This window comes from Bacillus sp. NMTD17 (genome assembly GCF_002998735.1).
GTDB lineage: Bacteria > Bacillota > Bacilli > Bacillales > Bacillaceae > Bacillus.
In genome coordinates this window covers 36,285-60,005 of the sequence record NZ_PVRH01000007.1, presented here as the reverse complement: position 1 = coordinate 60,005, position 23,721 = coordinate 36,285, and the positions used below count along the sequence as shown (strand labels likewise).

At 41.8% G+C, this 23,721-nt stretch carries 22 protein-coding genes and 1 other annotated feature; of the genes, 15 read left to right on the top strand and 7 right to left on the bottom strand.

Going from position 1 to position 23,721, the window contains the following annotated elements; translation table 11 throughout:
* Positions 1–4 precede the first annotated feature (4 nt).
* The 6 genes from C6347_RS17840 to C6347_RS17815 all read left to right on the top strand — a co-directional run bounded on the left by C6347_RS17840 (position 5) and on the right by C6347_RS17815 (position 7,608).
* The gene (locus C6347_RS17840; RefSeq protein WP_223249904.1) at positions 5–334 is read left to right on the top strand and encodes a DUF4257 domain-containing protein; all 330 of its coding nucleotides are present in this window, start codon (positions 5–7) and stop codon (positions 332–334) included.
* Between the two features lie 103 nt (positions 335–437).
* Positions 438–659, top strand: a binding site (T-box leader).
* 97 nt (positions 660–756) lie between these two features.
* A complete protein-coding gene (gene leuS, locus C6347_RS17835; protein ID WP_034665405.1) occupies positions 757–3,171 on the top strand; it encodes a leucine--tRNA ligase in 2,415 nt (804 codons plus the stop codon).
* A gap of 130 nt (positions 3,172–3,301) precedes the next feature.
* A complete protein-coding gene (locus C6347_RS17830; RefSeq protein WP_060597050.1) occupies positions 3,302–4,204 on the top strand; it encodes a dienelactone hydrolase family protein in 903 nt (300 codons plus the stop codon).
* A gap of 46 nt (positions 4,205–4,250) precedes the next feature.
* A complete protein-coding gene (locus C6347_RS17825) occupies positions 4,251–5,003 on the top strand; it encodes an NAD-dependent epimerase/dehydratase family protein (RefSeq protein WP_106071947.1) in 753 nt (250 codons plus the stop codon).
* 219 nt (positions 5,004–5,222) lie between these two features.
* Positions 5,223–6,083: a carbohydrate ABC transporter permease gene (locus C6347_RS17820; protein ID WP_106048542.1), complete on the top strand. Its 861-nt coding sequence runs from the start codon at positions 5,223–5,225 to the stop codon at positions 6,081–6,083.
* A 25-nt stretch (positions 6,084–6,108) separates the two neighbouring features.
* Positions 6,109–7,608 (top strand): extracellular solute-binding protein, encoded by a 1,500-nt coding sequence (locus C6347_RS17815; RefSeq protein WP_106071946.1) that lies wholly within the window; start codon positions 6,109–6,111, stop codon positions 7,606–7,608.
* Between the two features lie 45 nt (positions 7,609–7,653).
* Here C6347_RS17815 and C6347_RS17810 read toward each other — a convergent pair whose 3' ends face one another.
* Positions 7,654–8,493, bottom strand: a complete 840-nt coding sequence (locus C6347_RS17810) for an aldo/keto reductase (RefSeq protein WP_106071945.1) — start codon at positions 8,491–8,493, stop codon at positions 7,654–7,656.
* A 13-nt stretch (positions 8,494–8,506) separates the two neighbouring features.
* Positions 8,507–9,694, bottom strand: a complete 1,188-nt coding sequence (locus C6347_RS17805) for an MFS transporter (RefSeq protein ID WP_106061290.1) — start codon at positions 9,692–9,694, stop codon at positions 8,507–8,509.
* Between the two features lie 157 nt (positions 9,695–9,851).
* Between C6347_RS17805 and C6347_RS17800 the strand changes: the two genes are divergently transcribed.
* The gene (locus tag C6347_RS17800; RefSeq protein ID WP_003217763.1) at positions 9,852–10,223 is read left to right on the top strand and encodes a winged helix-turn-helix transcriptional regulator; all 372 of its coding nucleotides are present in this window, start codon (positions 9,852–9,854) and stop codon (positions 10,221–10,223) included.
* A 37-nt stretch (positions 10,224–10,260) separates the two neighbouring features.
* Here C6347_RS17800 and C6347_RS17795 read toward each other — a convergent pair whose 3' ends face one another.
* Positions 10,261–12,561, bottom strand: a complete 2,301-nt coding sequence (locus C6347_RS17795; protein WP_106071944.1) for a helix-turn-helix domain-containing protein — start codon at positions 12,559–12,561, stop codon at positions 10,261–10,263.
* A gap of 231 nt (positions 12,562–12,792) precedes the next feature.
* Between C6347_RS17795 and C6347_RS17790 the strand changes: the two genes are divergently transcribed.
* The 7 genes from C6347_RS17790 to C6347_RS17760 all read left to right on the top strand — a co-directional run bounded on the left by C6347_RS17790 (position 12,793) and on the right by C6347_RS17760 (position 18,077).
* The gene (locus C6347_RS17790) at positions 12,793–13,758 is read left to right on the top strand and encodes an ABC transporter permease (protein ID WP_034665423.1); all 966 of its coding nucleotides are present in this window, start codon (positions 12,793–12,795) and stop codon (positions 13,756–13,758) included.
* 18 nt (positions 13,759–13,776) lie between these two features.
* Positions 13,777–14,889, top strand: coding sequence for a glycoside hydrolase family 88/105 protein (locus tag C6347_RS17785; protein WP_106048484.1), 1,113 nt, complete (start codon positions 13,777–13,779; stop codon positions 14,887–14,889).
* Positions 14,886–15,410, top strand: a complete 525-nt coding sequence (locus C6347_RS17780) for a lipoprotein YteS (RefSeq protein WP_106071943.1) — start codon at positions 14,886–14,888, stop codon at positions 15,408–15,410. Before C6347_RS17785 ends, C6347_RS17780 begins: the two co-directional genes overlap by 4 nt.
* A gap of 17 nt (positions 15,411–15,427) precedes the next feature.
* Positions 15,428–16,717, top strand: a complete 1,290-nt coding sequence (locus C6347_RS17775; RefSeq protein ID WP_060597044.1) for a Gfo/Idh/MocA family protein — start codon at positions 15,428–15,430, stop codon at positions 16,715–16,717.
* A gap of 24 nt (positions 16,718–16,741) precedes the next feature.
* Complete coding sequence (locus C6347_RS17770; RefSeq protein ID WP_106036983.1) at positions 16,742–17,425, top strand: YesL family protein; 684 nt, start codon at positions 16,742–16,744, stop codon at positions 17,423–17,425.
* Positions 17,426–17,479: 54 nt separating this feature from the next.
* A complete protein-coding gene (locus C6347_RS17765; protein ID WP_066030532.1) occupies positions 17,480–17,791 on the top strand; it encodes a rhodanese-like domain-containing protein in 312 nt (103 codons plus the stop codon).
* A 103-nt stretch (positions 17,792–17,894) separates the two neighbouring features.
* Positions 17,895–18,077 carry a sporulation protein Cse60 gene (locus tag C6347_RS17760; RefSeq protein ID WP_034665546.1) on the top strand — a complete coding sequence of 61 codons (183 nt, stop codon included), beginning with the start codon at positions 17,895–17,897 and terminating at the stop codon, positions 18,075–18,077.
* Between the two features lie 44 nt (positions 18,078–18,121).
* Here the strand turns inward: C6347_RS17760 and C6347_RS17755 are convergent, their stop codons facing one another.
* From C6347_RS17755 to C6347_RS17740, 4 genes are all read right to left on the bottom strand, one after another.
* Complete coding sequence (locus C6347_RS17755; RefSeq protein ID WP_106071942.1) at positions 18,122–18,646, bottom strand: CbrC family protein; 525 nt, start codon at positions 18,644–18,646, stop codon at positions 18,122–18,124.
* Positions 18,647–18,772: 126 nt separating this feature from the next.
* Entirely contained in the window at positions 18,773–20,305 is a 1,533-nt protein-coding gene (gene opuD, locus C6347_RS17750) for a glycine betaine transporter OpuD (RefSeq protein ID WP_060597040.1), read from the bottom strand.
* A gap of 140 nt (positions 20,306–20,445) precedes the next feature.
* The gene (locus C6347_RS17745) at positions 20,446–20,643 is read right to left on the bottom strand and encodes a hypothetical protein (RefSeq protein ID WP_050943538.1); all 198 of its coding nucleotides are present in this window, start codon (positions 20,641–20,643) and stop codon (positions 20,446–20,448) included.
* Entirely contained in the window at positions 20,640–21,911 is a 1,272-nt protein-coding gene (locus C6347_RS17740; protein ID WP_060597039.1) for a BaiN/RdsA family NAD(P)/FAD-dependent oxidoreductase, read from the bottom strand. Before C6347_RS17740 ends, C6347_RS17745 begins: the two co-directional genes overlap by 4 nt.
* A 175-nt stretch (positions 21,912–22,086) precedes the next feature.
* Here C6347_RS17740 and C6347_RS17735 point away from each other — a divergent pair, with 175 nt between their 5' ends.
* On the top strand, positions 22,087–23,709 hold the full coding sequence (locus C6347_RS17735; RefSeq protein WP_034665449.1) for a putative polysaccharide biosynthesis protein: 1,623 nt from the start codon (positions 22,087–22,089) through the stop codon (positions 23,707–23,709).
* Positions 23,710–23,721: the final 12 nt, after the last annotated feature.

Below are 23,721 nucleotides of genomic sequence, written 5' to 3'. Positions count from 1 at the left end.
GGTGATGAAAATGCTGCAACAAGTCATTATTGCTTGCGCCATTGGAGGGGTCATGGGCATTCTCGGTCACGTAAAGAAAAAAGGCAGGCTAGAGAAGCCCAGAATGACAAAAAAGTTTATTTATTTAGGGTTTATTGAAGATTGGCTCGTTGGGATGATTGCCGCTACACTGCTTGTCTTATCCTCAAATCCCGATTCTAGTCTGCACTTGGTCATCTTATCAATTATTTCAGGTTACGGAGGAGAAGCAGTTCTGCGAAGCTTTGATTTTGTAAGAGAACAGCGTTCACAGGATGCAGACTCCAACCGTCATAACCGATCTCCACACGAATAATATCCTCTACTTTACCCTGATCTAGGGTACATTCCCATTGTATACAAACCTGCTTGCACTTATGATCATAATTCTATAAAATACTACTTAGATGACGGTTACGATAAGAACAGTGAAGAGGAGTAGTAGGAAAGCAGTATTTGTCTTTAGAGAATTGACGGCTGGTGAAAGTCAATCAAATCTGCTTCTGAACTCGCCTCAGAGTTGCAGTTGCGTTAAAGCTTCTGTCGCATGTCTGCGTTAAAGATATTAAGTGAGCGTACAAACAGAAAGTGACGCTAACAAGGGTGGTACCGCGGGAACCAAAAAATCTCTCGTCCCTTTCCAGGGATGAGGGTTTTTTGTTGATTTTAGAAAAATCTGAATTCTTGCAGTGGTCATCTGAGCAGATACAGCCGTACATATTAAAGGAGGTTTTCACATTGAGTTTTCAGCATCGGGAAATTGAAAAGAAGTGGCAGGATTATTGGCTGACACATAAAACATTCGCCACATCTGACTCGGAAGATAAACCAAAGTTCTATGCGCTTGATATGTTTCCATACCCATCAGGAGCAGGGCTTCATGTCGGGCACCCTGAGGGCTACACAGCAACGGATATTTTATCACGCATGAAACGTATGCAGGGATATGATGTTCTTCATCCAATGGGATGGGACGCATTTGGTCTTCCAGCAGAACAGTATGCACTAGATACAGGGAATGATCCAGCGGTCTTTACAGAAGAGAACATCAATAACTTCCGCCGCCAAATTCAATCACTAGGATTCTCATATGATTGGGATCGAGAAATCAACACGACTGATCCGAATTATTATAAATGGACACAATGGATTTTCTTGAAATTGTACGAAAAGGGATTGGCGTATATCGATGAAGTACCAGTGAACTGGTGCCCGGCGCTTGGTACAGTTCTTGCAAATGAAGAAGTCATTGATGGAAAAAGTGAACGCGGAGGGCATCCAGTTGAAAGACGTCCGATGAAGCAATGGATGCTGAAGATTACGGCATATGCGGACAGGCTGTTAGAAGATTTAGAAGACATTGATTGGCCTGAAAGCATCAAAGATATGCAGCGTAACTGGATCGGACGTTCAGAAGGTGCACACGTTCATTTCGAAGTAGAAGGACATGACGAACAGTTTACTGTTTTCACAACGCGTCCGGATACATTATTTGGTGCAACATATGCGGTACTTGCACCAGAACATGCACTTGTTGAAAAAATTACAACAGCTGCTCAAAAAGAAGCAGTCGAAGCATATATCAAAGAAATTCAATCAAAGAGCGACTTAGAGCGGACAGATCTTGCAAAAACGAAGACGGGTATTTTCACAGGCGCTTATGCCATCAATCCATTAAATGGTGAAAAGATGCCGATCTGGATTGCAGATTACGTGCTGGCTACTTATGGAACAGGCGCGATTATGGCGGTACCTGCCCATGATGAGCGTGACTATGAATTCGCCAAAACATTTGATCTTCCAATCAAGGAAGTTGTAGAAGGCGGAGACATTGAAAAAGAAGCTTACACAGGTGATGGAAAACACATTAACTCTGATTTCCTCAATGGATTAGGAAAAGAAGAAGCGATTGAAAAAGCCATTGCATGGCTTGAAGAACATCAAAAAGGCGAAAAGAAAGTCACATATCGTTTAAGAGACTGGCTATTTAGCCGCCAGCGTTACTGGGGTGAGCCAATTCCAATTATTCATTGGGAGGACGGAACTTCTTCAGCCGTTTCAGAGGAAGAGCTTCCACTGATTTTGCCTAAAACCACTGAGATTAAGCCAAGTGGTACAGGTGAATCACCTTTAGCCAATATCAAAGAGTGGGTTGAGGTTGTAGATCCTGTAACAGGTAAAAAAGGACGCCGTGAAACCAATACAATGCCGCAATGGGCAGGCAGCTGCTGGTATTTCTTACGTTATATTGACCCGCATAACTCAGAAAAGCTTGCATCTCCTGAGAAGCTAAAGAAATGGCTTCCTGTTGATGTATATATTGGCGGAGCAGAACATGCTGTACTGCATCTTCTATATGCGCGCTTCTGGCATAAGTTCTTGTATGATATCGGTGTTGTTCCTACAAAAGAACCTTTCATGAAATTGTTCAACCAAGGAATGATTCTTGGAGAAAATAATGAAAAAATGAGTAAATCAAAAGGGAACGTTGTCAATCCAGATGATATCGTAGAATCTCATGGTGCGGATACATTACGACTTTATGAAATGTTCATGGGACCTTTAGATGCATCAATCGCTTGGTCTGAAACAGGACTTGATGGTGCTCGCCGTTTCCTTGATCGTGTATGGCGTCTATTCACAAATGAAGATGGCACAATCAGTGATAAAGTGACGGAGCAAACTGGAGGCGCATTAGAACGCAGCTATCATGAAACCGTGATGAAGGTAACGGACCATTATGAAGGCCTGCGCTTCAATACAGGGATCTCACAATTAATGGTGTTTATCAATGATGCCTACAAGGCTGATACACTGCCGAAAGAATATGCAGAAGGCTTTGTGAAACTTCTTTCTCCAATTGCACCGCACTTAGCAGAAGAGCTTTGGAATAAACTTGGTCATGAAGGGTCTATTTCTTATGAAGCATGGCCGCAATATGACGAGTCAAAGCTTGTCGACGATGAAGTAGAAATTGTCGTACAGTTGAATGGAAAAGTGAAAGCAAAATTAACCGTTCCTGCTGATGCAACAAAAGAACAGTTAGAAGAGCTTGCGAAAAATGATGCACGCGTAAAAGAACAGCTTGAAGGGAAAACCATTCGCAAAGTGATTGCGGTTCCTGGGAAGCTTGTCAATATTGTTGCGAACTAATGATGACACCCATCGGTATGAACCGGTGGGTGTTCTTTATTTCCCGGGACATAATTTTGTCGAAAACAAGGTGATTACTTCATCGACCTCGTATTTTAACAGGTGATCAAGAAAATGAGGAGTGACGTCAATGGAAAAGGAAAGCAAACGTGAACAACTGCTCAGTCTGTTAGGAGAAATGCCAGAACGCCATCGCGTGGAGGCATATACGTTAAAGATCGAGGAACGTGAATCGTATGTAGTCGAAACACTCATTCTTTCGATTCATGGTGTAGAGGAAGTGCCTGCTTATTTTGTAAAGCCAAAGGATACGGTGAAAAAAAGACCTGTTGTGCTGTTCCAGCACTCTCATGGCGGGAACTACGTGGATGGGAAGGAAGAGCTGATCAAAGGTGCTCATTATTTGCAAGCGCCTTCATATGCGAAAGAGTTCACATCAAAAGGCTATAGTGTCCTGGCTATCGATCATGCAGGGTTTGGTGAGAGAAGAGGAAGAACAGAAAGTGAAATTTTTAAGGAGATGCTTTTAACAGGAAAAGTGATGTGGGGCATGATGCTGTATGAAAGCATGTGTGCGATTGATTATGTGCTGTCTCGATCTGATGTGCTGCCGGACCGGTTAGCTGTTTTTGGAATGTCAATGGGAGGGCTTCTTTCCTGGTGGACTGCTGCGCTTGATGAGAGGGTCAGTGTGTGTATTGATCTTTGCGCACAGGTCGATCATCACACATTAATTGAAACGAACAATTTAGACAGGCATGGCTTTTATTACTATGTACCAAGCTTAGCAAAGTACTTTACAGCAGCTGATATTCAGGCAATGATTTTTCCAAGGCCGCATTTAAGCTTAGTTGGAAAACTTGATCCGCTCACGCCTGCTGAAGGCGTCGGACGCATTCAAAAGGGATTGAGTCAAACCTATCAAACTGCTTCATTGAAAGAACGGTATCAGCTTGTTGGTCTTCATGCAGGTCATTTTGAAACAGCCGCTATGCGTCACGAGGCCACTCGATTTTTGAAAAAATGGCTGTAACCCATAAAGGCTTGGACATACTACGTCAATAGAAAGGAGGAAACAGATGAAAAAGATCACGATCATTGGCGGATGCGGTGTGATAGGCCGTATATTAACAAAAGCGCTCTCTTCTGAGTACGAGATCACCATCATTGATCAAACGAGTTGTGTAAAAGGAGCCATTTTAGCAGATGCAGCGAATGAACAGGAATTATATGAGGCGATTCCGAGAGATACAGATGTCATCATGCACCTTTTAAACATGGAGATGACGCATAATGTGATGAATCTTGAGGAGTTTGAAAAAGTGAATGATATTTTTTGGAGGAGCTCCTATTATATGTTTCGATCAGCTGCACGTCTCAGCATACGAAAAGTCATTTTTGCAAGCAGCAATCATGTGACCGATCGTTATGAAGAGGATGGCCGCTCCTTACTAGGGCGAAATATTACAACAGACGATGTGCCAGCGACTAAAAATGTCTATGGTATTTTAAAATTTGCTTCAGAACAGCTAGGCCGTTTGTTCCACGATCAAACGGGGATGTCTGTTATTAATTTACGGATTGGAACGGTTGTGACGGATGAGATGGAGGCATTACACAAGAAACGAAGAACGAAACGAACACTTCTGTCACATGAAGATCTTATAGGGATGACAAAGGCAGCGATTGAAACGACCGTCCCCTTTGGGACATATTATGCCGTATCAGAAAACGAAGAAAAGCCCTGGTCTACGGAAAAAATAAAGCAGGAGTTAGGCTACAGACCTGATGTAAATACGACGGAAATCCTAGAAGAAAATGATCAGGCATAGGGCATAATCATGTCATTAGCTGATGATCTTATTCTTTTGTTTCATGAGCATAAAAGCACGATTGACAGGATCCATCCAGTTGGTCTGTCAAGATGATTATAGACGCTTTCTTCCCCCGTTTGTTACATTTTAATCACGATATCGTCACAGGCTGCAGCTTATTTTCGGACGAAATGATAACGCTTTCAAAGAAAGGGCGTGATGAACATAGATCGTTCTATTAAAGGCCGATTGTTCAACTTATTTAATTACTCTTTTCTACTCATGTTCGCATTAATATGTGTGCTTCCGTTCATCCATGTCATTGCAGCCTCTTTTGCTACAGTAGAAGAGGTCATCACGAAGAAGTTTATCTTGTTCCCGACCACGTTTTCTTTAGAGGCCTATCAATATATTTTCTCTACGGATATTGTGTATCGTAGCCTCATTGTGTCCATTCTTGTGACGCTCGTTGGAACAGCTGTCAGCATGTTTTTGTCCTCACTCATGGCATATGGGCTGTCTCGTCAGGAGCTAAAAGGCCGGAGAACATTGATGTTTCTCGTTGTCTTCACGATGTTGTTTAGTGGAGGTATGATTCCGACGTTTATTGTGGTGAAAACACTTGGTCTGCTTGATACCTATTGGTCACTTATTCTACCGGTTGCGATCAATGCATTCAATTTGATCATTTTGAAAAACTTCTTTCAAAACATCCCGGCAAGCCTTGAGGAATCAGCGAAGATGGATGGCTGTAACGATTTAGGGATTTTCTTTAAAATTGTGCTGCCACTTTCTTTGCCAGCTATTGCGACCATTTCACTTTTTTATGCCGTGACGTATTGGAATACGTACATGACCGCCATCCTGTATTTAAATGATTCAGTGAAATGGCCGATTCAGGTGCTGCTAAGGCAGATTGTCATTGTCTCAAGCGGAATGCAGGGAGATATGTCGGATATGGGATCATCCACACCACCGCCAGACCAAACGATTAAAATGGCTGTCATTGTGGTAGCGACCATTCCAGTTCTGCTTGTCTATCCATTTATTCAAAAGCATTTTAACAAAGGGGCATTACTAGGTTCTGTAAAAGGTTAAAAAGATGGAACAACGGAGGGATCTTATGGGGAGAAAGAAATTATGGTTGATTGCGTTTGTCCTGTTATTTACAGCAAGCGGTATTCTATCCGCATGTTCAAGCAAAGGAACAAGTTCATCAGATGAAAAGGTTGATTTAGATAAAAAGGTAAAGCTGACCTGGATGGCTATTTTGTATCATCAGCAGCCACCGAAGGATTCCGTCATAAAAGAGATTGAGAAGCTCACAAATACAGAGCTTGATATTACATGGGTGCCTGATGCCGTGAAGGAAGACCGTTTAAATTCCGCACTTGCCGCAGGGAATCTGCCGCAGATTGTCACGATTCAAGACATTAAGAATTCGTCTGCTATTAATGCGTTCAGATCAGGCATGTTCTGGGAAGTCGGTCCGTATTTAAAGGATTATCCAAATTTAAGTAAGATGAACGAACTGATTAATAAAAACGCCTCTATAGACGGTAAGCTTTATGGCATTTATAGAGAGAGACCACTTTCAAGACAAGGAATTGTCATTCGAAAGGATTGGCTTGAAAATTTAAATTTGGATACACCAAAAACATTGGATGATCTTTATGAGGTAGCTAAAGCTTTTACTGAAAAAGATCCGAATCAAAACGGAAAAGCGGATACAATTGGCTTTACGGATCGGAACGATTTGATTTATGGGGCATTTAAAACACTCGGTTCATATGAGGGAATGCCGACAGACTGGAAAGAAGAAAACGGCAAATTCACGCCAGACTTCATGACAGATGAGTACATGAATACAATGAAATACATGAAGAAACTGCGTGACAATGGCTATATCAACAAAGACTTCCCTGTTACAAGCAAAACACAGCAGCAGGAATTATTCTCACAAGGAAAAGCAGGGATCTATGTTGGGAATATGGTAGACGCAGTGAACTTGAGAGATGACGCGACAGATAAAAACATGGAAATAGATATCATCAACCGAATCAAAGGCCCAGATGGCAAAGAACGTGTGTGGGCATCAGGTGGTCATAATGGCATCTTTGCATTCCCTAAAACAAGCGTGAAATCAGAGGCAGAATTAAAACGGATTTTGGCCTTCTTTGACCGCATTGCAGAAGAAGATGTATATGGTCTCATGACGTACGGTATTGATGGCGAGCATTATAAGAAAGAAGAAGGGAATACATTTGTCAGAGAAGAAAGCCAAGTGAAAAGCTGGCAGACAGACGTACAGCCGCTTGTCAGTCTAGTAGGAATTGATAAACGTTACTTGAAAAATAAAGGAGATGCGGTTCGTACAAAATATGAAGAGCTAGAAGAAGACAATCAAAACATCATCGTCGCCAATCCTGCTGAAAGCCTGTATTCAGAAACAGCCTCAGAGCGAGGAAACGAGTTGAAAAAAATCATCGATGATGCGACTTATAAGTTCATTCTTGGAGACATCAGTGAAGATCAATTTAAGAAAGATGTAGAGAAGTGGAAATCAAACGGTGGTCATAAAATCATAGAAGAATATGAAGCTTCCTTTAAAAAATCAAAATGATCAACATAAACACCCCCGCACAGTTAAAAAGCGGGGGTGTTTTTATTAAAAGTCAAAGTTGTCTGGGTCTGGACCGATACGTTTGTTTTCATTTAAGTCAGAAAGGCGCTTCATATCCTCATCAGATAAGGCAAAATCAAATATGTCTGCATTTTCTTTTAAACGATGGGCTTTCGTTGATTTTGGAATGGTGATGACGCCTTTTTGCACATCCCAGCGCAAAATAATTTGAGCAGGTGTTTTGCCGTATGTGTCCGAGAGCTCTTTGATCACCGGATGATGAAGCAGTTCCCCCTGCATTAGCGGTGACCAAGCTTCCATTTGAATGCCATGTGTGTTCAAATACGTAAAGAGTGTTTCCTGCGTCAGTTTTGGGTGAAACTCCACTTGATTGATAGCTGGTATGATGTCTGCATCTTTTAATAGTTCGTCTAGGTGATGCGGCTGGAAGTTGCTCACTCCGATGGCCCTGACTTTTCCTTCACGATACAAGGTTTCCAGTGCACGCCAAGCGTCTTTATATTTTCCTTCAACCGGCCAATGGATTAAATACAGATCAAGGTAATCAAGCTGAAGCTTTTTCAAGCTTTCTTCGTATGCGTTTAGGGTAGATTCATATCCTAAATCGGCATTCCACACTTTTGATGTCACAAAGAGGTCCTCGCGGCGCAGTCCTGTTTCTGCTAAACCAAGCTGTATGCCTCGTCCAACACCTTCTTCATTTCCGTAAATAGCCGCTGTATCAATACTGCGATAGCCTAATTGAATGGCTGTTTTGACGGCGTCTATTAATTCTGCGCCATCTTCAACCTTGAATACACCAAGACCAAATCCTGGCATGTGGATCCCATTGTTTAATGTTTTTGTACTTTGTAAATGGTTCATATTGAAAACTCCTTTAGATGGTTTGATTTTGTTCTTGTTGTTCCATTCGAAAACTAATCATCGTGAGAATTGCTGCGATAAGGACCATGATGCCGCCGACCCAGCCTGTATGCACAAGCCCAAGAGTATCTGTCACGATGCCGCCTAAAAATGAGCCGATGGCGATACCGGCATTAAAGGCAGCGATATTCATAGCGGAAGCGACGTCGACTGCTCCTGGTGTGTATCTTTCTGCAAAGTCAACGACAACTACTTGCAATCCAGGCACATTCATGAAAGCAAACAGTCCCATCAGCATGACGGTTCCAATGCCTAGCACCGTGAATCCAGCAGTCAAGCTAAGGGTAAACATAATGATGCTTTGGATGATAAACATGTAAATCAGTGCTTTCATTGGCTGCTCATTAGCAGCCTTTCCGCCAATGACATTTCCGGCTGCGATCGTGATCCCGTATAAAAGCAGGATCAAGGCCACCGCCTCAGGCGCAAGACCTGTCACATGCTGTAAGAGAGGGGATAAATACGTAAAGACGACAAAGGTTCCTCCGTATCCTGTTGCTGTAATGACAAATAGAAGCAAGATTCTTTTTGTTTTTAATAAGACAGCTTGATCCTTAAATGATGTTTTCACGCCTTGCTTTAATTGAGATGGAACAAGAAAATAGTTGGATATCAGTGCGATCAGACCAATGATGACAATCACACCAAATGACGTCCGCCAGCCGAGCTCATGGCCAAGAAATGTCCCAAATGGCACGCCCGTCACAGTAGCAACTGTTAATCCAGTGAACATAAAGGCAATCGCACTTGCCCGTTTTTCTTTCACTACAAGGCTTGCAGCAATCGTAGAGCCGATGGACATAAAGATTCCATGGGATAAGGCTGAAATGACCCGTCCGATTAATAGCACTGAAAAAGTCGGAGCAATCGTGGCTAGTGTATTTCCAATCAAAAAGACGAGCATAATGAGCAATAGCAATGTCTTTCTTTTCATCGTTGAAGTCAGAGAAGTCAAAATAGGCGCGCCGAATGTCACACCAAGTGCATATAAAGAGACGGTCCAGCCCGCCTGGCTGACGCTCACTCCAAAGTCATCTGAAATCATCGGCAAAAGACCGACACTAATGAACTCAGTGGTTCCTATAGCAAAAGCACTAATGGCTAGTGCGAGAAGGGCAAAGTGGTTTTGCTTTTTCTTCATGAATAAGTGTTCACATCCTTCTATGATGACATTTTGATAGACGAAGCCGATCGGCAAGAGTTATTATCTAACATAGATGACGAAAAAAAAAGTACGTACTTTTTTGTAATATAGGTACTAAAAAGTGCCTGTTCGCACAAAGAGGAGTGAGGATTTGATGGAAAAGAAAAAATATAATATCTCAGTGGAAGCGACCCTTGAGGTCATTGGCGGGAAGTGGAAGTGCGTGATTTTATGTCATTTAACACATGGAAAAAAACGCACGAGTGAATTGAAGCGGCTCATGCCAAACATCACACAAAAAATGCTTACACAACAGCTGAGAGAGCTTGAAAGTGATGGGGTGATTAACCGAATTGTGTATGAGCAAGTACCGCCTAAAGTGGAATATGAATTAAGTGAATACGGACAGTCGCTCGAAAGAATTCTGAATGCGCTTTGTGATTGGGGAGCAGCTCATATTGAACGTGTGTACGGAGAGCCGCTTTCAGTGCTGGAAGACAGCATTTTAAATGAACAATTTAAATAAAAAAGTCCCGCTTCCTGTGCGAGCGGGACTTTTTGTCTTATGTGCCTTTTTTGTGGTCGCGGTATTTGCCAGGGGTCGTGCCTTCTAGTTTTTTGAAGGAACGGATGAAGTTTTGCGGATTTTTATATTTCAGTTTTTCCGAAATTTCTTTGACGGACATATCGGTTTCCACGAGCCAGTTTTTGGCGACATGGTGTCTGTAGGACGAGAGATATTCACTAAAGGAGATATCCATTTCCTTTCTAAAAATACTGCTTAAATAATTGGGGTTGTAATGCAGGCGTGTGGCGATTTCATCCAATGTAAGATCTGAGTCGAATTCTTGATGAATGATATGAATGATTTTCTCTGAGATGTTTTTGTATTGTGAGTCCTCACGTGCACCTAGCTGGTCAATAATCGGCCGAATGATCTCATGTTTCAGCCATGCTTCGGTATCTTCAAAGGTTTTAAATTCAAAAATCGTATCATACAGCATTTTGTTGTCTTCGACCTCAAATAATTCAATGCCAAGCAAATGCATCAGCTCAATCAAATTGTTTAAAAAACGGGCGAGAGCGATATGGTATTCATGCGGTCCAGCATTTTTAGAGAAAATGGATTGCAGAAGCACATGTAAATAATGATCCGCCTTGCCTTGATCACCTGCTTTCATCGCATCGAATAAATCATGCTGCAGCTGTTTTGGAAAATGGGTTTTAAACGTTTTTCCTTGCTGAATATGTTCATATAAGATAATGGATTTTTTCTCTGCTTTGAGCCTGTATTTTAAGGCTTCTTTTCCTTCAATGTAAGCCTGTTTCGCCATCGTGAGCTCCTTAAACTGGCGGCTGATCCCGATGCTGATCGATAAACCAAGCTCTTCCTCGATGCGCTGCTGAATAGTTTCCGCTAATTGGTTTAAATATTCAGTAAACTCTTCATCTGACTTTGAGTGATTCAAGATAATCGTCGTTTGATGCTGATTGACAACCGTTGGCTGAAGGTGCTCATCTTGCGGAATCATCTGCTCGATCAGTCCATTGATGGCAAATAACAGCAAGTCAGCATCCTTTTTTTCATAAGGTGTTCCTTTTAACGTATCGATTTGGGTCACAAGCATGGATAAATGAGACCAGCCCTGAGGGAATCCCAAACTTTGGAACCGGTTGTTAATTTCTTCTTCTGTCAGCTTTCCGAGCAATAGCCGCACCATAAAGTATTGCTGAAGGTGCGTGACTTGCTGCTCAATACGTTCCTCTAAATCATTGTTTTGATCCTTCATTTGTTTAATACTCGACTCAATCAACTCAAATTCATTTTGAAAAGGCTGTTTTTGCAAAAAGGATTCATTGCGTGCAAAGGACTCATATAACAAGCGGATTGGTTTATAAAAATGTCTGGACCCAAACCATGAAAATAGTAATGAAAGCGCTAACAAAATAAAGCAGATAATAAAGGTGATCCACCCAATTGATTTCGTTTGTGCCTTGAGTTCTGGAATGGAAACAAAGGATAGGTACGTCCATTCGTTATAGTCTGATTTTTGAAACGTAATTTGATAGGCTAGTTCCTCGATCTTCATGTTAAATTGACCTGATCGTTCTTCACGTGATAGGACATGCTTGACGAGCTCTTGATTCTTCAAGGATTCACCAATTTGTTCTTTGCGGTTATGTAGCAGCACTTTTCCGTTTGTATCAATGACAAACATACTGTCAGATTGAGAGAAGTCAGGCATATTGTCAGCAATCGTGCAGCTCGGAATGCTGGCGACAGCGATCCCTTTTTTCTGGACACTGTTCATAGGGAGTTGTTTGATTAAGTTCACATTGTATTTGCAAAAGGAGGCCTTTCCTTCTTTTGTCGCAACAAGTGGATTATTCTCTTCAAGTGCCCAGCTGGAATGACTCGGTATATTGAGGTAAGAGGTGAGCGCTTTCTCTTGGTCTCCGCTTGTGACATGATAAAGTCCCGAATTGTTCATGTACCAGTCTTCCATTTTACTCACGAGTGTAATATTGGAAAGATCGGTGTCAAAGGTTTGCAGGTAGTTTAGTTCCTGCTGTACTTGATTATAAAGCTGGAATTGGTCTGGATTTAAAGGTTCTGCCAGTGTTTGAAGGAGAGGCGGCGAACTGACATAGTGAGTGAGAGAATGATCCACTGTTTTTAAAATATGCTCAATATTGGATTGCGTTTGTTTGACGCTGTCCAGCTTTTCATTTGAGATATTTTCGAGTGCGGTTTTTTGCGAATGCTGATAAGAAAAAATACCGACAATGATGACAGGAATCGTACTAAGCACGAAAAAAAACGTCACAAGCTTGTAATAAAATTTATACTGCCTTCTTTTCATAAAACCCCCCATTTCAAACAGAACAATCTTTTCCCCTTAATTTATTAATCCAAAAATTTGGTAGGTTTGTCAATAATCATTTTCTGAGATTAGGATCATTTTCTTATGTTTTATGTAACGTTTTGAGTAGCTTCCCCTAAGTAAATATGATCTGATGATATGATTGTAGACGGATTTTTCATCCTTAAGATACAGTTAACACATGCATCAGCATGAGGGGAGGCTTTATCTATGAAAACAGAGGATGTCACTGCCAAGGGTATGCCTGCGGCAGCTTTGAAAAAAGAAAAGAGAAAGCGCTTACTTAATCAATTGCTTAGTCAAAAGTTTTTGTATGTAATGATTTTGCCAGGGCTCATTTATTTTCTTGTCTTTAAATATGTGCCGATGTGGGGGCTTATCATTGCCTTTCAAGATTACCAGCCGTTTCTCGGTATTCTTGGGAGTGAGTGGGTTGGCTTCAAACACTTTATTCGATTGTTTACAGAACCAACATTTTTCATCTTATTAAAAAATACACTGATTTTATTTGCCATGAATGTCGTGATTTTCTTTCCGATTCCGATCTTATTGGCCCTGCTTTTAAACGAGGTCAGATTGGCATTGTTTAAGAAATTTGTCCAGACCATGATATACATTCCTCACTTCATGTCATGGGTGATTGTCGTGTCCTTATCTTTTGTTTTGTTAACAGTAGATGGCGGGTTAATCAATGAATTGATTGCTTTCTTTGGAGGGGAAAAGATTAACTTCCTCCTTAGTCAGGAATGGTTCAGACCCATGTACATTTTACAGGTGATCTGGCGGGAAGCAGGCTGGTCGACGATCATTTATCTTGCGGCAATTACAGCGGTAGATCCGCAGCTATATGAAGCAGCAAAAATGGATGGAGCCGGCAGACTGAGACAAATGTGGCACATCACTCTTCCTGCCATTAAAAGTGTGATTGTCGTTCTGCTTATTTTGAAAATTGGTGACACATTAGAGCTTGGCTTTGAGCATGTCTACTTATTACTCAATGCAACGAACCGGGAAGTAGCAGAAATCTTTGATACGTACGTCTATACAGCTGGTCTTAAGCAAGGACAATTCAGCTATAGTACCGCTGTTGGTCTATTTAAAGCAGCCGTTGGACTCATTTTGGTCATGTTGGCGAACCGTTTAGCGAAGAAATTCGGGGAAGAAGGTATTTACTAAAAAGGGAGATGAAGAAGAATGACATTATCGACTGAAAAGAGATCACCACTTGAGCATGCAGAGAAATTAGCACAAACAATTATGAAAGCGCATACACCAATTGAGCTGCCTCCAGCTGGAAGATGGCATTATCATCAAGGCGTTTTTCTTTGCGGTGTGATGAAGCTATATGAGGCAACGAAGAACGAGACGTATTTCAATTATGTGAAAAGCTACGCAGATTCGCTCATTGATGAGTATGGAAACCTGTTATTTCGCAGAGATGAGCTTGATGCGATCCAAGCAGGGCTCATTTTATTCCCTCTTTACGAACGGACGGGAGAGAAGCGGTATGTGCTGGCAGCGGAGAAGCTTCGGGGGCTTTACCGCACATTGAATCGCACATCTGAGGGCGGGTTTTGGCATAAAGACAATTATGCCTATCAAATGTGGTTGGATGGTCTCTACATGGGAGGACCTTTTGCCTTAAAGTATGCAAAGCTGAGAGGTGAAGAGGAACTGGTGGATATGGTGATCCATCAAGAGTATCTCATGAGAAAGCATACAAAAGATGAAAAAACAGGTCTGTACTATCACGCGTGGGACGAACGAAAAGTGATGCCATGGGCTGATCAAAAGACTGGCTGTTCTCCTGAGTTTTGGGCAAGATCGTTTGGCTGGTATGTCCTTGCATTAGCAGATATGATCGAGGATCTGCCAGAAGAGCATGAGGGACGAAAGGTTTGGAAGGAAACGCTGACAGACATGCTGGAAAGTGTATCCAAGTACCAGGATCAAGACACAGGTCTCTGGCATCAAATCATTGATAAAGGTACTCATAGCGACAATTGGCTTGAAAGCTCAGGATCGTGTTTATTCATGTACGCCATGGCAAAAGCCATGAATGAAGGGTATGTCAGCCTTCGTTATGTCGATCATGTGGTGAAAGCATACCAAGGCTTAATTCATCATAAGACGGCTGAGACAGAAAACGGTGATTTTACCATCAATGATATTTGTATCGGAACATCTGCTGGATTTTATGATTACTACGTTGAAAGAGAGCGAAGCACAAATGACTTGCACGGGGCAGGCGCTTTTATTATGGCGTTAACTGAGCTAGAGAAGCTTTCTGTTTTTCAGAAGGCATGAAGAGGCGAAAAAGGGGTGCGGTATGGCTCCTCAGCTTCATCGCTGCCCTTTGTTTGTCAGCCTGCCAAGGGAAAACAAACGGTATTGATGTTCTGATTTTTTCTGACATGTCAAAGGGGATGAAGGATCAATTAGTCGAGAAGGCTTTTCAGACAGAACAAGAGTCTTATAGCGTCCACATCTTTCCGGCGATTCCTGAAAAGCTTCTTGTTGAAATTACCGTAAAAGAGGGGGACATCATGCTTGTCCCAGAAGAAATGTTTAGAACATATGATGATCCTGAAAGCTTTCAGCTGCTTGAAGAAATGGGCGTAGATGATCAAGCGGCAGGACCATATACGGTCGAGGACCAAAAGACAGGGAAAACGGTCGATTATGCGGTTCAAGTCAATAAAGGCACAAAAAAGCTAAACGGCTATACCTTTCAATTACACCGAGATATGGTCGCTTTTATTCCTGTGTATGCTTACAAGTCCAATGAGGCGCTGTCTCTCATGAAACAGCTTCGTGAAAATCGATAGAAAAAGAGGTGGGGACTGTGAAACGGGTCGTTGTTTGCGGACTCAGTCATCGTGCGTTCAATATGTTTATTAAACCGCTCACAGAGGATTTCAATGAGCATTACAAGATTACAGGGCTCCTAGATATAGATCATCATCGGTATACACTTTGTCAGGAGCGTTTTCCATCACTGCGGGGCATCTCGTTCTTTCATGCAGGTGCATTTGATCAAATGGTGAAGGAAGCAAAGCCAGATATCGTCATTGTGGCAGGCCGGGATGACACACATGTCACGTATATTTTGCAGGCACTTGACCATGATCTCGATGTCATCACTGAAAAGCCAATGGTCACAACAGCAAAAGACGCCAAAAAAGTGATGGAAAAAGAAAAGGAAAGTAAAGGAAAGGTCACAGTCACTTTTAATTATCGCTACAATCCATTTCATCGAAAGATCAAAGAACTCATTTTAGAAGGAAAGATTGGAAGGGTCACATCTGTTGAACTGAGCTGGCTCATTGATACGTATCATGGCGCTAGTTACTTCAAAAGGTGGAACCGAACGAGGCAATTCTCTGGCGGACTATCCATTCATAAATCGACGCATCATTTTGATTTGGTCAATTGGTGGATCAATCAAAAGCCGAAGCAAGTATTTGCCTATGGGGCGCTGAACTATTACGGAAATGAAAGTCCTTGGAATCCCTTGCAGGGGGGAGAAAACAGGTATTGCGGAACATGTCATGTGAAGGATACCTGTCATTATGAAGCAAGGTGGAATCCGCGGGTAGAACGCTCAAAGGTAGAGGACGACCATATTGAATCCGGTAAGGAGCAAACGCAGCAGTACTCAAATTATCGCCCAGACGCCTGTATTTTTGATCAGGAAATTGACATTGAGGATACATATGTGGCATCAGTGGCATATGACCAAGGAGCTCTGCTCAGCTATTCAATTCAATTCTCAGCGCCATATGAAGGATACCGGCTTGCCATTAATGGGACGAAGGGGCGTATTGAAACAAATGAGTTTCATGTGCCATCAAGAATTCCTTTTCAATTCCCAGAACAGACGATTTCTTATTATCCGATGTTTGGGGCAAAAGAGACAATTGAAGTCGTGAAACAGCCAGGGGGACATGGCGGCGGAGACCCTCTGCTTCTGGCCGATTTATTTATAGGAAAAGATCCTTTAATTCACTATGACATATCAGCAGGAGCAGAGGCTGGTGCTTATTCGATTGCGCTTGGGGAAGGCATGTGGCGGTCTGTTGCAGAGAAGCGCCCAATTGAAATAGAAGAATTGTTTCAAAAAGAGACGGTGTAATGAGAAAGAGAGGAGGGGAAAGAGATGGATCATGATGGTTCAATGAGCAGAATGCTTCGAATGTGTGAGTGGGTGATGAGACTTGCCTATACGAATTTGCTATGGCTGCTGTTCACCATGCTGGGGCTTGGGATCTTTGGATTGATGCCTGCGACCACTGCGCTATTTTCAGTGATGAGAAAGTGGATACAAGGGCATGAGCAAGTCAGCGTTTTCCGGACTTTTTGGAAGGTGTATCGTGAGGAGTTTGTACGCTCTAACTTAATTGGAGTGGCGCTGCTGATCATAGGGACGATTATATATGTAGACCTTGCGTTTATTTATCCAACGAGCTGGTTTTTGCATGTGCTTCGTTTTGCCATTTATATCTTTGGTTTTCTCTTTGTTGTGAGCTTGTTTTATATTTTTCCGCTGCTGGCTCATTATGATTGGAAAAAACGTCTCTATCTGAAATTCTCTCTTTTGCTTGGTATCTCATATTTGCAATATACACTCTGTATGCTCGTTTTCTCGGCTCTGCTGTTTGTTCTCTTTGCTTATTTGCCGGGAATCGTGCCGTTCTTTAGTGTGAGTATACTCGCCTATGGCCACATGTGGCTGGCCTATCAAGTATTCAAAAAGGTAGAGTTTGAAAGTGATCAGCAGACAGCCGAAGTGAAGAAACGTCTGCCGTCTTTCCTTCAATCGAAGCGGGTGAATACACAGTGATGTGAATCATTTGCTATAATGGTGTCACCGTGATTAAAAGGAGAGATGAGCGTCGTGTCAGTAAAAGAAATCTCAATAGAAGAATTAAAACAAAAGCTAGAGCAAGAAGAAGCCATTCAGCTTGTTGATGTGCGAGAGGACGAGGAAGTAGCAGAAGGAATGATTCCAGAAGCTGTCCACATCCGAATGGGAGATATTCCTGAGAAGCTGGATGCATTCGATCAAACGCAGGAATATTATATTATTTGCCGCTCCGGAAAACGTAGTGAAAATGTCTGCTATTTCCTAGAAGACCAAGGCTATCAAGCGACCAATGTCATTGGCGGGATGCTTGCTTGGACAGGAGAAACAAAACCGAAGCTGTAAAAGAAGTCCGACCTTTCATCTTTGAGATGAAAGGCTTTTTTGTTCATATGCCCGCCCTTATATGCATAAAGATAGAGTAGCGAGAGAAGGGAGAGTGGCATATGTGCTAAAGGTAGCTGTATTTGATGAAGAACACGAAAAAGATTTGCAGAGCGAAATCAATCTTTTTTTAAAAGGAATGGATGACGACCAAATTATTGATATCAAGTACGATGTAGCGGTGATCTGTGAGCAGGGAGGAGAACAGCTCTACTGTTTTTCTGCACTCATTTTATATAAAAAATAGACGGCATCAAAAAAGGACCTGTTTGAAGGGCCCTTTTTGTTTGATTAGCTAGCGTCAATATATAAACGATGCTTTTTGCAGTGAACACATTGAAAGAGGTAGCCCTGCAAGTCTCCTCCGTTGACGAGCCATTGTTTTAGGTTCTCTTTCGTTAATCCCCCGCCGCTGCAAATGTCTTCGATATCTTCTGTGAGTTCTTCCTCTAAATGTTCTATCTCTTTCCATCCGACATACTGGACGATTGCGCAAAAATCTCCGCAATGGCTTAACCAATATTCCTGCTGCCAGCCGCGATAACCTGGCGTTCTGAAGATCAGTTCATCTACATATTCCTCTTGAACGACGTCATCACAACTTGCATCGTCTTGAAAGATGCCATCGTATTTTTTAGCGGCTGATCCATCTTTAATACACCAAGGGCAAATTCCTTCCACATCTTCAACAGTATAAAATGGACCATGATACACGTAATCTCTTTCTTTCTCACAAACAGGACATGTCGTATGCTCTTTTTTGATCACGTTTAACGAAACTGGATCTGGGTTGTACTTGAATGTAGGTAACGTCATAAAAACCTCCATGTTGTGAATCACATCATTCTATTATTTTATAGGAATGTGGAAGAGCATGACAATCTTAAATTGTTTGTATAGAAAAAAGCCGTTCACATGAGGAACGGCTTTTTCAAACAGCGTTTATGCTTTTTTTACTCTTGGACTTCTTGGTTTATTGACTTTGTTGGCCTGTTTGATTGCTCTTCGTTCATCATTTAATGATTTATACAGTGACACAACCATCAATATAATGACAACGGAGAACGGCAAGGCGGCGAGTTTTGCTGTATTTTGCAAGGCTTGAAGTCCGCCTGAAAATAATAGCACTGCCGCAACAGCTGATTGGATGATGCCCCAGCTGATCTTTACACTATTCGCAGGATTTAATGAGCCATAGGTTGTCTGCATTCCTAGAACAAATGTGGCTGAATCTGCTGATGTGATAAAGAATACAGCAATTAAAATAAGTGCCAAAATCGACGTAATCATGGCAAGCGGGTATTGATTTAAAACACCAAACAGCATCGTTTCAGTCGGCATACCAGCTACATCTATAATATTTTTTTGTTGTAAATCCATAGCTGATACTCCGAAGATAGAGAACCATAGGAACACGAGGATTGAAGGAGCCACTAAGACACCAATTAAAAATTCTCGAATGGTTCTTCCGCGCGAAACTCTTGCAATAAAAATGCCGACGAATGGAGACCAAGAGATCCACCATGCCCAATAAAAGATCGTCCAGCCATTAATCCATTCTCTCTTTTCTGGATCATTTGGTGATAATCTAAAACTCATTTGTACAATATTCGATAAGTATTGTCCGATCGAATCTGTAAATGAATTTAAAATAAAAACAGTTGGTCCAGCAAAGAGTAAAAAGATCATGAGTATAGCAGCAAATATCATATTTGAATTACTTAAATATTTAATACCTTTACCAATTCCGCTCCAAGCAGAGATCAAGAACAGAACAGTCACGATCGCAATAATAATGAGCTGAGTCAAAAAGTTATTTGGAATGCCGAATAAATAGGTTAATCCACCATTAATTTGTGCGGCACCTAGCCCTAAACTTGTGGCTACGCCAACTACTGTTGCAAACACTGCGATACAATCGATCGTTTTTCCAATCCATCCATGAATTCTGTTTCCGAATACTGGGTATAAGGTGGAACTAATTAATCCAGGCGCATCTTTTCTAAATTTAAAGTATGCGATGCATAACGCGACAATCGCATAAATGGCCCATGCATGAAGTCCCCAGTGGAAAAATGTATAACGAAGGGAATCGCGGAAGGCTTGTGCAGTTTCAGTCTCACCTGTTGGTGATTGAATTGCATAGTGACTGATTGGTTCAGCGGCCCCATAAAAGACAAGACCAATTCCCATACCGGCACTAAATAGCATCGCAAACCAAGAAAAAAGGCCAAATTCAGGCTCTTCACCTGGTTTTCCTAACGTAATTTTTCCGATTGGACTAAAAATAAAGAATAGACAAAAGCCGACAAGTAGTGAAATCACTATCAAATAATACCAGCCAAAGTCGTTTGTAATGTATGTTTGAATCTGATCTGTGACATTTTGTAATGTTTGTGGAGAAAAAGCTCCCCACATAACGGCAACAAATGTGATCGCAATCACAATCCAAAATACACTTGATACGTTTTTCACACCATCTCACTCTCCTGTTGTTCTACACGTTTAAGCAGAGGATTTTGTTTAATATCCCCTATCTCAACTATTTTCAAACAAAAAGAGTCGAGCTTCTCACTCGACCTCTACTTTACCGTAACATGTTTTGCTTCCATTAATCAACTATCGATATGTGAAGATGATTTTTCTTCAATGCGTTTACGAAGACGGTAGACGTATTCTTTTAAACAAACAGCGAAGATGGTAAACGCCAACACAATGGCGACTTTTAAAGGGGTAATGGACAGCTTTAAGAATACAGCGGCTGTCAAACTAATCACAACTGCTAGGATAATCGGAAGTGCACGTCTTATCATGAAAATCTCTCCTTTGCTTCGAGTGCAGCATTCATACCGGCAAGTCTGCCAGTCACAAGTGCTGACGTGATATTGTATCCGCCTGTATAACCATGAATGTCTAGAATTTCTCCGCAGAAATAAAGACCGGGCATTTTTTTAGACGCCATTTTCTTCGGTTCAATTTCTTTTACAGAAACGCCGCCTCCTGTGACAAACGCTTTGTCCAAGGAAAGAGTGCCATTCGCATGAACGATAAAATGTTTGCAATCATGGGCGAATGCGCGCAGTTTGTCCTTAGCAAGACCAGAAAATGTGTCTTGCGGATCTATGCCGTTCCGTTCTAACAGAAACAATAAATAGCGTTCTTGCATCCAAGACTTTAGGACATTTTTAATGGCTTTTTTTGGTTCATCTTTTAGGTCTTGATGAAGCTTTTGGAACAGATCTTCGTCATTAAGCTTCGGATATAAGTCTATTTGCAGACGAACAGTCGGCTGTTTTTTCAATTCTTTCACAACAAATCCGCTGCATCTAAGAACAGCTGGGCCGGATAAGCCAAAGTGAGTAAAAATCATATCCATGACATGTGTGACGACGGGCTTCCCCTTTTTATTTAAAACACTGACAGCCACACTTCTTAAAGAAAGACCTTGTAGCACTTTTTCTTTAATAAAGCGCTCATCTGATGTGACCGGTACTTCTGTTGGGAAGAGCTCTGTAATCGTATGACCAGCGGCTTCTGCCCATGCATAGCCGTCACCAGTAGAACCAGTATGCGGCACACTTTTTCCGCCAACAGCAATGACAACGGCGTTACTTGAAATTTTTTCATCATTATTTGTAACAATTCCAGCTGCTTGTCCGTCTTGATACAGAACTGTTTTAATCTTTTCATTCGTTCGAATGGTGACATTGAGGTTGCGGAGCCTGTCTAAAAGGGCATCCACAACAGATTGTGCTTTGTTTGAGACAGGGAACATACGTCCATGGTCTTCTTCTTTAAGTTCAATGCCGAGGTTTTCAAAAAACGAAATAATATCCTCGTTATTGAACTCAGAAAATGCACTATATAAAAAACGGCCGTTTCCGGGAATATGCTTGATGATTTCTTCTACTGGAAGGCGGTTGGTGACGTTACAGCGTCCACCGCCAGAAATGGCGAGCTTCCTGCCAAGTTTGTTTCCTTTGTCAATTAACAGAACAGTCGCTCCGTGCTCTGCTGATGCAATCGCGGCCATCAGTCCAGAAGGTCCACCGCCAATGACAATGACATCATAATGTTTCATGTTACATTCCTCTTTCTACTTTCAGTCATTCCTCTATTATAACGAAAATTGGGGAAGGCTGAAATATGAATTGATTGGTTTTGTGCCTTCTGTATTGGATTTGTTACCTGTGCGTCGAAATGATGTGGTAAAATAGTTAAGTTGAATATTCATTAGAAAAATGGTGGTTAAGCGCATGTCTAATAAACTGCTTCGTGGTACGTTGGTTTTAACGATAGGGACTTATCTCTCTCGTATTCTTGGTATGATTTACTTAATTCCATTTAGCGCAATGGTTGGAGCTACTGGTGGAGCGCTATTTCAATATGGATACAATCAGTATACGATCTTTTTAAGTATTGCTACGCTTGGTTTTCCAACAGCGGTATCAAAATTTGTTTCTAAATATAATGCAATCGGCGATTATGAGACAACAAGGAAAATGTTCAGGGCGGGTATGTCGGTCATGCTTGTCACCGGGATTATCGCCTTTTCTATTTTATATTTGACCGCACCGATTTTTGCCAAGATTCAGCTTGGCGGATCGAATGAAACAGGCGGTTTGACTGTCGATCAAGTGGTATATGTGATTCGGATGGTCAGTTTAGGTCTTTTGGTTGTACCTATTATGAGTCTTGTGCGGGGGTTCTTCCAAGGACACTCCATGATGGGACCGACAGCTGTTTCCCAAGTGATTGAGCAGCTTGTCAGAATCATCTTCCTATTAACTGCAACGTTTATTATTTTAAAAGTGCTTGACGGCGGGCTTGTCATCGCTGTCGGATATGCCACATTTGCAGCACTTATCGGCGCATTTGGGGGTTTATTCACGCTTTATTTATATTGGCTGAAGCGCAAGGACCGGCTCTTATCCATGCAGCCGAATACAGGTGCTTCCTCTGACTTATCTTATAAACAAATGTTTACAGAGCTGTTTAGCTATGCGGCACCGTATGTGTTTGTTGGACTTGCGATTCCAATTTATTCTTATATTGATACAAACACCATTAACAGAGCTATGATTGCATCAGGACATCAGGATATTAGTACAGCGGTATTGTCCATTGTGACGTTATATTTACCGAAGCTCGTGATGATTCCTGTGTCACTTGCAACAGCGTTTGGCTTAACCTTGATTCCGACGATTACGGAATCATTTACAGCACGTAACTACAAGCTTCTCAATAGACAAATTGATCAGACGATGCAGGTCATTTTATTTTTCGTACTGCCTGCTTCATTTGGTATCTCGGCATTGGCTGGACCGGTTTATTGGTTTTTCTATCCGTCTGTTCATCCTGAGATTGGGATGTCTATTTTGTTCTGGTATGCACCTGTTGCGTTATTGTTTTCCTTATTCACCATTAATGCAGCAATTTTGCAGGGAATTAACAAACAAAAATTCGCCATTGTCAGTCTGTTGTTAGGGATCATTATTAAAACGGTTCTGAACATTCCGCTAATCAGCTGGCTGCAAGGAAATGGTTCTGTGCTTGCGACTGCGTTAGGCTATAGCGCGTCCATCTTGTATATGTTTATCATGATTAAGCGCCATGCCGGCTACTCGTTCCGCAGGATTTTCAAACGATTTATTCTCATTGGTATTTTAACGGCGATTATGGCTGTTGTGGCGTATGTGACATGTCAGCTTGTGAGCCAAGTGATTTCGTATGAGGGTGGAATTGTACAAGCGGGTATCGTCATTTTGATTTCAATGATCACTGGCGGCGGTGTGTATCTGTTCTTGTCTTATAAGGTAGGATTACTTGAGCGTGTACTCGGCAGCCGTATGCCGAAATTTTTAAGAAAAAAGAGTTAAGAAGAGGTGGAT